Genomic DNA, 12,830 nt, shown 5'->3' with positions numbered 1-12,830 from the left:
GGCGTACCCGCACCCGGAGCAACCGGCGAAACGGTCGCGCTGAAGGTCACCGACTGCCCCACCACCGACGGATCCGGCACATCCGTCAACGCCGTTGTCGTCGCCGCCGCATTGACGGTGTGGCTGGCGGCACCGGACGAACCGGTGAAGTTGACGTCACCGCTGTAGGTGGCACTGGCGCTGAACGGAGAGCCTGCCGTCGTGGTGTAGGCATGCGAAGTCGTGGCCACACCAGCGACCAAAGGCACCACGACCACGGGACTGCCGTCACCGAAGTTGAACGTGACCGTCCCCGTGGGAGTGCCCATGTTGGGAGGGACGGGCGCGACCGTCGCCGTGAACGTCACCGGCTCACCCACCACCGATGGGTCCGGCGCATCCATCAGCGTCGTCGTCGACGACGGCACACCGACGTAGTCGTAGGCGAAGCCGCCACCCGGGCCGGCGGCGGTCACGACAGTGACCAGCACCGTACCGGGGGTTCCGGGAGGAACCACGACGTTGTTGATCACCGTGGACGCGACCACGTTGAAGCTGGTGGCGTTGATGTTGCCGAACTTCACGGCAGTCACACCGGTGAAACCGGTGCCGACGAGCGTGACCACGTTGCCGCCCGCGGTCGGCCCGGTTGCCGCCGGACTGATTGCCGTGATCCTCGCGCCGGGCGTCCCGGTGTAGGTGAACGCCTCGCCGTTGCTGGTGCCGCTGGGGTTGACCACGGTGATCAGGAGCGTGCCGCTTCCCGCGGGAACGGTGGCGTTGATCCTTACATCGTTGACCACGGTGAAGGTGGCATTGGTGCTGCCGAACTTCACGGCAGTGGCACCTGTGAAGTTGGAACCCGTGAGTTGGACCGTTTGGCCGGCAGAAGCCCTTGTTGGTTGAACGACACTGATCGTTGGTGCGGGCATGACGCAGCTCCTCCGCAGGAGATTCCAGGGCGGAGGCCTCACTCGCAGGGACGCGGCATCGTCAACTCCCCGCCCGCGCTTGGGAGCACGACAGGGGAGGGCCGTCCGGACAGTTGACGGAGTGAAGCCCATTGCCTCTTACCGCCAATGAAAGCGAACCGGATAGATACCCCGAAAGGAGTGAAATCTGGCAGAAGATGCATACGGAGTGAATAGGACAATCCCATGAAGGCATCGGCTGCGCCCGCTCGCGCCGGGGTACGCCCCTGCCGCGGAGCCACGCCTGACGCCGGAAGGTCACGACCGCGAAGGCATCCGCCCGCGGGACGGCACAGGCGCCTCCCGTGTCACCACCGTCGCCCTCCCCGTCGCCGGCAACCGCCGCACGCCGCTCCCGACCTCGCCCCCTCTTCGGCGGCCATTCACAAGCGCTCGCGGCGGCAAACCCCGGAAAAAACCACACCGACCGCTTCACGCGGTCCGGCGTGGCCGTGTTCACTGACGTATGTCCCTCATCAGATCCATGTCCTTCATGTCTTCATCGTGTTCTTCGTATAGGAGTTGCCGGTTCCCGTTGTCACTTTTCGTGCTGAAGGTGGTAAGCGGTCGCTCGCCGACGACGACTCGCGAGTAGATTTTTCCGTCGCATTGCGGCACAACCGTTTTCCAGGGCTACTGACTGCACTACGTTGTCAGGCGCGTACACCCCGCGAACCGGTCGGGTCAGACCAGCCCGTCTGACGGTTCTCCCGTTACGGGTCAGATCTGCGCCGTGAGCGATGCCCGTACGGCGGCAGTCTGCGCTCACTGGGGAAGCCCGCCCGAAAGCTCCACCTCGCGTGGCGACGGACAGTTGAACAGCGAGCTCGAGCACCGCCCGGACCAGGCGCCCATGCTTCACCGCTCCTGAACCGCCCGGCGGCTGCTCCTCGACAGCACTTCCGGCTCCACTGCAAATTGGTGGATCGGCGACTTCAGCACCCGCGTAAGCTGCCTTGAAAGAGAAATCATGAAAAGACCTCGCATTGCGGTATCGCGCCTTGTGGCCGCCGCAGCCGCTCTCACCATTACGGCGACTGCGTGCAGCGGCCTGAACAGCGCATCCGGTGAACAGGAGTTCAGCGGCCAGACCCTCACGGTCGCCGGCACCTGGGCCGACGCCGAAGGACAGAACTTCAGAAAGGTGCTCGACGGCTTCACGAAGAAGACGGGCGCCAAGGTGAAGTTCGCCTCGAGCCGCGAGCAAGGACAGGACGATTTCGCCCTTTTCATCCGCGACCTGCTCAAGAGCGGCAAGGCTCCGGACGTGGCGATGGTGCCGCAGGTGGGTGTGCTGCAGCAGTTCGCGCAGAAGGGGTGGCTGGAGCCGCTTCCGCCGAGGGTCGAGTTGGAGGCCGCCCGCAACTTCGCCCTCGTCTGGCAGAACTACGGCAGCGTCCGGCGGATCTTCTACGGCCTCTACTACAAGGCGTCGCACAAGTCGACGGTCTGGTACGACCCGAAGACGTTCGAGAAGGCCGACGTGCTTCCGCCGAAGACCTACGCGGAGATGATCGACAACGGCGGGAAACTGGCCAGGGCCGGCACTCCCGCCTTCTCCGTGGCCGGGAAGGACGCCTGGCCGCTCACCGACTGGTTCGAGAACATCTACCTCGCGCAGGCAGGGCCCGCCAACTACGCCAAGCTGGCCACGAACGAGATCGGCTGGACGGACCCCAGCGTCATCAAGGCCCTGAAGACCTTCGGCAAGCTGTTCACGGACGACAAGCTCGTGGCCGGCGGCGGGAACGAGGCCCTGCGCACCGACCTCAACGAGTCAGTCGGCGCCGTCTACGGCAAGAAGCAGAAGGCCGCGATGGTCTACGAGGGCGACTTCGTGGCGGGGATCATATCCGGCGCGTTCAAGAGGAAGGTCGACGAGGACGCCGACTTCTTCTCCTTCCCGCCCGTGGGCAAGGACAAGCAGGCCCCCGTGATCAGCGGCGGCGACGCCGCGGTCGCGATGAAGTCCGGCAAGAACAAGGACTTGGCCATGTCCTTCATCGAGTACCTGGCCAGCCCGAAGGCAGCCGAGATCTGGGCCAAGCAGGGCGGATTCCTCTCGCCCAACATCAACCTGAACCTCAACGCCTATCCGGACGAGACCACCCGCAAGGTCGCCAAGTCCCTCGTGGACGCGGGCGAGGCCGTGCAGTTCGACATGTCCGACCAGGCGCCGGGCGACTTCGGCGGCAAGCCCGGAGCTGGCGAATGGCAGCTGCTTCAGGACTTCATCCGCGACCCGTCCGACCCGGAGAAGACGGCCCAGAAGCTCGACCAGGCAGCCTCCAAGGCGTACTTGGACGCGTCGGCCACCGGCACCACGGGCTGAGTCCCGCGCACCGACAGCTCAGCGCGACGCCCGGTTCGACCGAGCGGGAACGGACCTTCCGCACCCGGCACAGGGGGACGACCGCCCCCGGTGAGGCCGCAGGTCCGTTCCCGGCTGCGCCGCGCAGCTCCCTCTCCCCTCCCGAGGCCCCGAATCCTCTCCCGCAGTCGCCTCCCCTCCCCCGGTGTTGCTCGCCTGACCACCCGCGGACCACGCTGATCCGTCCTCATGCGCCGTGTGCGATGTGACGACCGTGTGACGTGTCACAGACACGCAGGCGCGGATGTGGGAGCTTCAACTCCGTTACTCATCAGTAGAGTTGCTGCGATTCCGAGTGTGAGGTCCCGTCAGGTAGCGGGCCGCACCGGCTGCCGTCGACCCGTGCGCGGGCGTGCGCCGGGTGGTGGCTCCCCCTAGCTTCGCTGGGATGTACCCCAAGCGAACCTGCCTGGACGTCCGGCTCGGGACGGCCGGCCCGCAGGCGGGAGAGGATCGGATGAGCACTTCGGAAGCCACCACACTGGAGGAACTGGTCGACACGGACCGGTATCCCCTCACGGACCTCGACAGCGCCGGTGCGCGCGCCGTCCTCTCCCGGGCCAAGGAGGATCTGCTGGCCGATGGCTGCACCGTACTGCCGGACTTCATCCGCCCCTCGCTGCAGGAGACGCTGCAGAAGGAGTGCGCGGACATCGCACCCCGGGCGCACTTCGACGTCGCCACGGTCAACGTCTACAACATGGCCGTCGGCCCGGACCTGCCCGAGGACCATCCGGGGCGCATGGCCTTCGAGCGCGGCAACGCCTTCGTCCCGCGCGACAGGATCCCCGCCGGGTCCCTCATCAGCCGCCTCTACTCCGACGAGACCTTCAAGCGCTTCATCGCGGGCTGCTTCGAACTCGGCGAGCTGCACGAGCTGGCCGATCCGCTGTCAGGGCTGGTGCTCAATGTCGTCGAGCCGGGGATGGAACACCCCTGGCACTTCGACACCAACGAGTTCACTGTCAGCATGCTCACCCAAGAGGCCCAGGTCGGGGGGGTGTTCGAGTACTGCCCCAACATCCGGACTGCGCAGGAGGAGAACTTCGACGGAGTGCGTGACGTACTCCGGGGCAGGGGCGAGGAGTTGACGCGCCGTCTGCTTCTGCGTCCCGGGGACCTACAGCTGTTCAAGGGCCGCTTCTCCCTGCACCGCGTCAGCCCCGTGCGGGGCGGGTTCGCCCGCCAATCGGCGATCTTCGCCTACAGCGAGCGGCCCGGCGTCGTGGGAAGCGTCTCCCGCACCCGGCAGCTCTTCGGGCGTGTGCTGCCGGAGCATCTGGAGGCCGAGGGCCGCGCCGTGCGCGGCGACCGGCTGCTCGACTGACGACCGGCCGGGCGGCCCGCTGCCGAGGGCCGCCGATGCCGGCCGGCCTCACCGGTCTCCCATGCCGCGCCTACCACCCGTACACCGCTGCGACCCCTGCCACCCCCACAGGAGCAATCCGTGCGCTTCGACGCCACCGGGAAAGTCACGCTCGACCACATCTACAACAGGCCTGATCCGCGTGCCTACTTCAGGGAGCTGCGCGAGCTCGACTACTGCGTTCCTCAGCAGGCCAAGCCCTACTTCGCCAAGCTCATGGAGGAGTACCGCGACGCGCGGCAGGTGGCGGTGCCAAAGGTGCTGGACATCGGCTGCTCGTACGGCATCAACGCCGCACTGCTCAAGTACGACGTGACGATGGACGCGCTCTACGCCCGCTACTGCGACGAGCACCTCGGTGGCGAGGCCGGCGCCGGTGGCCGTGTCCGGGCCGAGGAGACCTCCGAGGCCCTGCTGGCCCGCGACCGCAAGCTGGCACGGTCGCACAGACCGGCGCGTCCGGTCCGCTTCGTGGGTCTGGACACCTCCGGCAGCGCGCTCGCGTACGCCCTCGAAGCGGGGTTCCTCGACGACGCCGTCCACGCGGACCTGGAGCAGGACGAGCCGTCTCCGCGGCAGCGCGCGCAGTTCGCCGGTACGGATCTGGTCATCTCCACGGGCTGCATCGGATATGTCACCGAGCGCACTCTTACGCGTATCGTCCGCTCCACGGGCGGCCAACTGCCCTGGATGGCGCACTTCGTGCTGCGCATGTTCCCGTTCGACCCCGTCGAGCGGGCGCTGGAGGAGCTGGGATACAGCACCGTCTGCGTCGACGACGTCTTCCGGCAGCGCCGGTTCGCCTCGCCGCAGGAGCAGACGCAGGTACTGGAGACGATGAAGGAAGCCGGAGTCGAGGCGGACGGCCTGGAGGCCGACGGCTGGCTGTACGCGCGGCTGTATCTTTCCCGTCCGTCCGGAACCGCAGGATGGCCCTGGTCCCCGGAACGGATCGCGCGGGAGAGCGCGGGCACGCCCGGGGCACCGGCCTCCCCCGCCACACCACCCACCGACGAACCGGAGTGAGAGCGCAAGTGAACACCAGTCAGGGAAGCGCGACTCAGGGAAGCGCCACGACCACCCCCACCTTCGCGCAGGAGGACTCTCTGCCGCGCGTGCCGCTGCCCACTCTTGAGGCCAGCTGCGAGAGGCTCCTCGCGTGGTGCGCGCCGCTGCTCTCCCCGGGTGAACTCGCCGCGTCCGAGGCCGAGGTGACGGCCTTCCTCGACCCGGACGGCCCGGGGCGCGTTCTACAGGCGGCGCTGGAGGAGTACAACTCCTCGGAAGGCGTGCACAGTTGGCTCGACACGTTCTGGCCGTACCGCTATCTGGGTCGGCGTGACCGCATCGCTCTGAACGCCAACTTCTTCTTCCTCTTCAGGGATTCGGACGAGTCGCAGGTGGAGAGGGCGGCGGGGCTCATCGCCGGCGCGCTCGGCTTCAAGCGGCAGATCGACGAGGAACTGATCCCGCCCGTGGTGCAGCGGGGGAAGCCGCAGTCGATGGAGCAGCTGAAGTACCTCTTCTCCAGCACGCGCATCCCTGGCGTGGAGCAGGACACCTCCCGCACCCCCTACTCGGCGGAGCGGCCCGGCCCGTCGCGGGAGCGGCACATCCTGGTGTTCTTCCGCGGCAACACCTTCCGGATGGACGTCATCGGTGAGGACGGCGCCCCGCACAGCCTCGAGGATCTGGAGGCGGGGCTGCGGGAGGTGATGAAGGCGGGCGCCGAGCCGGCGGGCGCGGGCGCCTCCGTCGGTCATCTCACCACCATGGCCCGCGCGGACTGGGCGAAGGCGCGGGCGTCGCTGCTGGACCTCGACCCGGGCAACGCCGAGTCCCTCCGCACCGTCGAGGACGCGTTGTTCTGCGTGTGCCTGGAGGACTTCGCGCCGTCCGGCGTCCAGGAGGCGTGCGACGAACTGCTCTACGGGGACCGCGGCAACCGCTGGTTCGACAAGGCCGTGTCGTTCGTGGTCTTCGAGGACGGCCGTGCGGGGCTGAACGTCGAGCACTGCCAGTTGGACGGCACCACGATCCTGAGCTTCGTCGACGCGCTGCTGCCCGTTCCGGCGGCGGTGCACTCCGGCCAGTCCGGTGCGCGCACCCAGGGATCCCCGGCGGTCCGGCCCGTGGAGTTCCGTCTCGACGACGCCCTGCGGGAGCAAGTGCGTTCGGCTGCCGAGGCGTTCGCGGAGTACGGGCGGAGCACCGCGACGCGCACCGTCTCCTTCGACGACTTCGGGAGCAACCAGGCCAAGGCCCTCGGAGTCTCGCCCGACGCCTTCGTGCAGGTCGCCTACCAGCTCGCCCACCAGCGTTCCAAGGGCCATCTGGGCGCCACGTACGAGTCGATCGCCACGCGGCAGTACAAGCACGGCCGCACGGAAGCGATGCGCGTGGTGACCCCGGAGATGTACGCGTTCGTGGACGCCATGGAGGACCCGGAGGCGGACACGGAGACCCGGCGCGTCGCCTTCCGTGCGGCCGCGGCCGGGCACGTGACGCGCGCGAAGGAGTGCCAGGATGTCGAGGCTCCCGAACAGCACCTGTGGGAGCTGGAGTTGATCCAGCGCCGCCGTGGCGCGGAGCTCGGGGTGAACGAGCAGCCCTCGCTGTTCCGCAGCGCGGGCTGGCTGAAGATGCGGGACGACTATCTGAGCACCAGCTCCGCGCCTTCCACCAACATCCAGTTCTTCGGGTTCGGTTCGACGAGCAGCCGCTGCATCGGCGTCGCCTACGTGCTGCTTCCGGAGCGCTTCAACCTCTACCTGAGCACTCCGCTCACGGTGGCGGACCAGATGCACACCTTCGCGGAGAAGCTCCGTGAGGCCGTGGGTGAACTGCGGGAGCTGCTGGCCGAGTAGTACCGGGTCGAGAGCGAGGAGGAGCGGGCGGGCCGTCGCGGGGACGGCCCGCCCGCCCGCGTGTGCGGGCGGATCACCCCCCGGAGGAGCGCGCAGACGTCAGCGAGGCGTGCAGCGGTTCGAGCCCCACGAGCAGGCTCCCCAGGGCGAGTTCGAAGCTGTCGCTGTCGATCTCCTCGGCGTGTGCCGGGATCAGATGTGCCTGCACGAGGTTGGGATAGCGCTCGAAGTAGACGCGCGTGTCGTCGGCGAAGCCGCTCGCGAAGGGTGTGGTGGCGGCCCCGATGACGAGGTACTTCACGGAGGCGGCGATCATTGTGGCCCAGCGCGGGGGCCAGCCGTCCCCGACGAGCCCGCCGTGCACGGCGTCGGCCATGGCAAGGAAGTCCTCGCGCCTGCCCGTGCCGGCGGCCACCACCGGGGCGGCGTTGGGGTGTCTGCTGAGCGCCGCGTGGTACGACCTCCCCCACGTCTCCAGGCCCTCGCGCCAGCCGCGCTCGAAGGCGGAGGTGTCCACCTGGCGGGTGAGCAGGTTGGCCACCGCGTCCAGCACGGCGTCCTTGTTGGGGTAGTGGCTGTAGAGCGAGGCGGCCTTCACGTCGAGCCTCAGGGCGAGGTTCCGCATGGAGAGCGCGCCGATGCCCTCGGAGTCGATCAGCTCCAGCGCGGTGTCACGGATCCGCTCCCGGCTGAGCAGCGGCGACTTCGGGCGTGGCATCGGGGCTCCTTGTGAAAACTAACGCCGTAAGGTTAACGTACGCGCAGGCAGAAACCTAACGCCGTTCGATGGACGATGGACGAGGAGATCTCCGTGCCGCCAGTGACACCCCAGACCCCGCTCGGCCTCTTCGGCACCGAAGCCCTGATCGGCGAGGAGGACCGCGCGATCCGGGACACGGTGCGGCAGTACGTCGAGGAGAAGGTGAAGCCCCAACTCGCCGACTGGTACGAGACCGGGTCGCTCCCCGTGCGCGAACTGGCCAAGGAACTGGGCTCGTTGGGCGTTCTCGGCATGCACCTGGACGGCTACGGCTGCGCGGGCACCACCGCCACCGCCTATGGGCTGGCGTGCATGGAGCTGGAGGCGGGCGACTCGGGGCTGCGGTCCCTGGTGTCGGTGCAGGGCTCCCTCGCGATGTTCGCGATCTGGAGGTACGGCAGCGAGGAGCAGAAGCAGCAGTGGCTTCCGTCGATGGCGGCCGGTGACGCGATCGGCTGCTTCGGCCTGACCGAGCCGGACTTCGGCTCCAACCCGGCCGGCATGCGCACCCGCGCGGTGCGCGACGGCTCCGACTGGGTGCTGGACGGCACCAAGATGTGGATCACCAACGGGTCCGTCGCCGACGTGGCCGTCGTGTGGGCGAGGACCGACGACCCGGGGAACAAGGTCCGCGGCTTCGTCGTACCGGCGGGCACCCCCGGATTCTCGGCGCCCGAGATCAAGAAGAAGATGTCGCTGCGCGCCTCGGTCACGTCCGAACTCGTCCTGGACGGCGTCAGGTTGCCCGAATCGGCGGTACTCCCCGACGCCGTCGGCCTCTCCGGCCCGCTCTCCTGCCTCAACGAGGCGCGCTACGGCATCGTCTTCGGCGCGCTCGGCGCCGCACGCGACTGCCTGGAGACCACCCTCGAATACGCCCGGCAGCGGGAGATCTTCGACAAGCCCCTGGCCGCCTACCAGATCTCGCAGGCCAAACTCGCCGACATGTCACTGGAGTTGGGCAAGGGGATGCTGCTGGCGCTGCATCTCGGAAGCCTCAAGGACGCCGGCCCGCTCCGTCCGGAACAGGTCAGCCTCGGCAAGCTCAACAGCGTCCGGGAGGCCATCGCCATCGCCCGTGAGTGCCGCACGATGCTCGGCGCCGCCGGGATCACCCTGGAGTACCCGGTCATGCGGCACGCCAACAACCTTGAGTCCGTGCTCACTTACGAGGGCACCTCCGAGGTGCACCAGCTGGTGATCGGTCAGGCGCTCACCGGCGAGGCCGCGTTCCGCTGACGGCGCGCCGCCGCCTCACGCGGCGGGCGCACGGTGGGCGACTACCTGGACGTTGCGTGCGGTGTGCCCGTGGAGCGTGGCGGCTGCCCCCGTTCGCTCCTCCTCGACGACGAAGCCGTTGCCGTGCAGCAGTGCCCGCAGCTGCTCGGGCCGGTGGTGCCGGAAGAGCCCTCCGTCGGGCGTGGAGAACGTGCCGTAGGCGCGGTACGGGGCCGAGGCCACGGCCTCCTCGTAGCGGCGTAAGTGGCGCTCGTCGTCCTGAAGGGGCACATCGCTGAGGTAGAGCACTCCGCCGGGCCTGATCAGCCGGGCGAGTTCCGCGACGAGCGCGTTCTGGTCGGCGTCGCCCGGGACGACGCCGAGCACGACGAACAGCAGCGCCGCGTCGAAGGAGTCCTGGGCCAGCGGCAGGGGCAGCGCCGTCTGCCGGGTCAGCTTCAGCCCCGGATGTTCGCGCAGTCCGCGCTCGATCATCGCCGCGGAAGGGTCCACGCCCTGCACGTCGACGTACCCGAGTTCGTCCAGCTGCGCCGTCAGCCGTCCGTAGCCGCACCCGTAGTCGAGGATCCGGGCGTCGCGGGGCACGTACCGCTCCAGCAGCCCGTGGTCGAGCGGATGCCTGAAGGTCATCGTCGCGCCGGCGGTCTCCCAGTACGTGTGCACGGCCGGGCGCGCGGATCCGGCGGAACCGGCGGAACTGGCAGGACCGGCAGAAGGAGCCATACAGGAAGCGTAACGACGGCGCGTCCGGAGCCACTGCAAGGAATCCGGACTTCCGCACTCCCACGCCCGAACCCGTCGGGGGTGATCGCCTCCCCCGCTGTCAGGTCAGGCACGTCAAGTACCGCGTCGTGCGCCGGCGTTCGCGTCCCGAGAGCGGCGATGCGGCAGATGGCGCGCGCCGCATCCGCGTGAACGGCATGTGGGCCGTGCCCTCCGCTGCGGGAGGGCACGGCCCACATGTTCACGCGTCCGCGAGGTACCGGTCCGGGCTCAGCGCTCAGCCGAGTGCCGCGAGCGCCTCGTTGAAGGTCTTCGAGGGACGCATCACGGCCGACGCCTTCGCCGCGTCCGGCCAGTAATATCCGCCGACGTCCGCGGGCGAACCCTGCACCGCGATCAACTCGTCGACGATGGCCTGCTCCTGCTCGCCCAACGTGCGGGCGAGGTCGGCGAAGGCCGCGGCGAGCTGCGTGTCCTCGGTCTGCGCCGCCAGCTCCTGCGCCCAGTACAGGGCCAGGTAGAAGTGGCTGCCGCGGTTGTCGAGGCCGCCGAGCCTGCGCGTCGGGGACTTGTTCTCGTGCAGGAAGGTCGCCGTCGCACGGTCCAGGGTGTCGGCGAGGATCTGGGCGCGCGCGTTGTCCGTCTTCTGCGCGAGGTGCTCGAAGCTGACCGCGAGCGCCAGGAACTCACCGAGGCTGTCCCAGCGCAGGTAGTTCTCCTTGACGAGCTGCTGCACGTGCTTGGGCGCCGAACCGCCCGCGCCGGTCTCGAAGAGCCCGCCGCCGTTGATGAGCGGCACGACGGAGAGCATCTTGGCGCTGGTGCCCAGTTCCAGGATGGGGAACAGGTCGGTCAGGTAGTCGCGCAGCACGTTGCCCGTGACGGAGATCGTGTTCTCGCCGCGGCGGATGCGCTCCAGGGAGAACGCGATCGCGTCGACGGGCGCCATGATCTCGATGCGCAGACCCTCCGTGTCGTGCTGCGGCAGGTACTGCTCGACCTTCGCGATGAGGTTCGCGTCGTGCGCACGGCCCTGGTCGAGCCAGAACACCGCCGGGTCGCCGGTCGCGCGGGCGCGGCTGACGGCGAGCTTGACCCAGTCCTGGACGGGGATGTCCTTGGTCTGGCACATGCGGAAGATGTCGCCGGTGCTGACGGCCTGCTCCAGTACGGCGTTTCCGCCGCCGTCGAGGACCCGCACGGTTCCGGTGGCGGGGATCTCGAAGGTCTTGTCGTGGCTGCCGTACTCCTCGGCCTTCTGCGCCATCAGGCCGACGTTGGGCACGGAACCCATCGTGGACGGGTCGTACTGGCCGTTGGCACGGCAGTCCTCGATCACGGCCTGGTAGATGCCGGCGTAGCTGCTGTCGGGGATGACGGCGAGGGTGTCCTGCTCCTGGTCGTCCTTGTTCCACATGTGGCCCGACGTGCGGATCATGGCCGGCATGGAGGCGTCGACGATGACGTCGCTCGGCACGTGCAGGTTGCTGATGCCGCGGTGGGAGTCGACCATCGCCAGGTCGGGGCCCTCGGCGAGCTCCGCCTCGAAGGACTCCTTGATCTTCGCGCCCTCGGGCAGGGACTCCAGGCCCTTGAAGATGCCGCCCAGGCCGTCGTTCGGGGTCAGGCCCGCCGCGGCAAGGGTCTTCCCGTACTCCGCGAACGTCTTCGGGAAGAACGCGCGGACCACGTGGCCGAAGATGATCGGGTCCGAGACCTTCATCATCGTGGCCTTCAGATGCACCGAGAACAGCACGCCCTCGGCCTTGGCGCGCGCGACCTGCGCTGTCAGGAACTCACGCAGCGCCGCTACGCGCATCACCGAGGCGTCGACGATCTCGCCTGCGAGCACGGGAACCGACTCGCGCAGAACCGTGGTGCTGCCGTCGTCGGCGGCCAGCTCGATGCGCAGCGAGCCGTCCGCGGGGACGATCACGGACTTCTCGGTGGACCGGAAGTCGTCGCCGTCCATGTGCGCGACGTTCGTCTTCGAATCCGCCGACCAGGCGCCCATGCGGTGTGGGTTGGACCGGGCGTAGTTCTTCACCGACGCCGGCGCGCGGCGGTCGGAGTTGCCCTCGCGGAGCACCGGGTTCACGGCGCTGCCCTTGACCTTGTCGTAGCGGGCGCGGATGTCGCGCTCCTCGTCGGTCTTCGGCTCGTCCGGGTAGTCCGGCAGCGCGAAGCCCTTCTCCTGAAGCTCGGCGACCGCCGCCTTCAGCTGCGGGATGGACGCCGAGATGTTCGGCAGCTTGATGATGTTCGCCTCGGGCGTCCTGGCCAGCTCACCGAGGTTGCCGAGGGCGTCCTCGACGCGCTGCCCGGGCTCCAGGCGCTCGGGGAACTGGGCGAGGATCCGCCCGGCCAGGGAGATGTCGCGGCTCTCGACACCGACCCCCGCCGTCGAGGCGTACGCCCTGACCACAGGCAGGAACGAATACGTCGCCAGGGCCGGGGCCTCGTCGGTGTCCGTATAGATGATGGTCGAGTCAGTCACCGGTACTCCGCTCCACGTGCTCCACGTCTACATCGTCTCGATATCAAGATATCTGGT

The 12,830-nt window shown here is 68.5% G+C and carries 9 protein-coding genes; 5 read left to right on the top strand and 4 right to left on the bottom strand.

Annotated elements, in window-relative coordinates; translation table 11 throughout:
* Positions 1-911 (bottom strand): IPT/TIG domain-containing protein (locus I004_RS37745; protein ID WP_486580452.1); only part of this gene is annotated, 911 nt, incomplete at its 3' end.
* A gap of 1,009 nt (positions 912-1,920) precedes the next feature.
* Here I004_RS37745 and I004_RS0127325 point away from each other — a divergent pair.
* The 4 genes from I004_RS0127325 to I004_RS0127310 all read left to right on the top strand — a co-directional run bounded on the left by I004_RS0127325 (position 1,921) and on the right by I004_RS0127310 (position 7,554).
* Positions 1,921-3,282, top strand: coding sequence for an ABC transporter substrate-binding protein (locus I004_RS0127325; RefSeq protein WP_028438104.1), 1,362 nt, complete (start codon positions 1,921-1,923; stop codon positions 3,280-3,282).
* Positions 3,283-3,778: 496 nt separating this feature from the next.
* Positions 3,779-4,648, top strand: a complete 870-nt coding sequence (locus I004_RS0127320) for a HalD/BesD family halogenase (RefSeq protein ID WP_028438103.1) — start codon at positions 3,779-3,781, stop codon at positions 4,646-4,648.
* Between the two features lie 120 nt (positions 4,649-4,768).
* Positions 4,769-5,713 carry a class I SAM-dependent methyltransferase gene (locus I004_RS36380; RefSeq protein ID WP_486580449.1) on the top strand — a complete coding sequence of 315 codons (945 nt, stop codon included), beginning with the start codon at positions 4,769-4,771 and terminating at the stop codon, positions 5,711-5,713.
* Positions 5,714-5,721: 8 nt separating this feature from the next.
* Complete coding sequence (locus I004_RS0127310) at positions 5,722-7,554, top strand: choline/carnitine O-acyltransferase (protein WP_051345497.1); 1,833 nt, start codon at positions 5,722-5,724, stop codon at positions 7,552-7,554.
* A 73-nt stretch (positions 7,555-7,627) separates the two neighbouring features.
* On the opposite strand, the gene I004_RS0127305 is transcribed toward I004_RS0127310, so the two are convergent.
* Complete coding sequence (locus tag I004_RS0127305) at positions 7,628-8,272, bottom strand: TetR family transcriptional regulator (RefSeq protein WP_028438101.1); 645 nt, start codon at positions 8,270-8,272, stop codon at positions 7,628-7,630.
* A 75-nt stretch (positions 8,273-8,347) separates the two neighbouring features.
* Here I004_RS0127305 and I004_RS0127300 point away from each other — a divergent pair, with 75 nt between their 5' ends.
* Positions 8,348-9,553: an acyl-CoA dehydrogenase family protein gene (locus I004_RS0127300; protein WP_037978044.1), complete on the top strand. Its 1,206-nt coding sequence runs from the start codon at positions 8,348-8,350 to the stop codon at positions 9,551-9,553.
* A 15-nt stretch (positions 9,554-9,568) separates the two neighbouring features.
* On the opposite strand, the gene I004_RS0127295 is transcribed toward I004_RS0127300, so the two are convergent.
* Positions 9,569-10,276: a class I SAM-dependent methyltransferase gene (locus I004_RS0127295; protein WP_078511856.1), complete on the bottom strand. Its 708-nt coding sequence runs from the start codon at positions 10,274-10,276 to the stop codon at positions 9,569-9,571.
* A 277-nt stretch (positions 10,277-10,553) separates the two neighbouring features.
* Positions 10,554-12,773 carry an NADP-dependent isocitrate dehydrogenase gene (locus I004_RS0127290; RefSeq protein WP_028438098.1) on the bottom strand — a complete coding sequence of 740 codons (2,220 nt, stop codon included), beginning with the start codon at positions 12,771-12,773 and terminating at the stop codon, positions 10,554-10,556.
* Positions 12,774-12,830 lie beyond the last annotated feature (57 nt).

The organism is Streptomyces sp. TAA486 (assembly GCF_000426165.1).
This window is presented reverse-complemented; position numbering and strand designations above follow the sequence as displayed.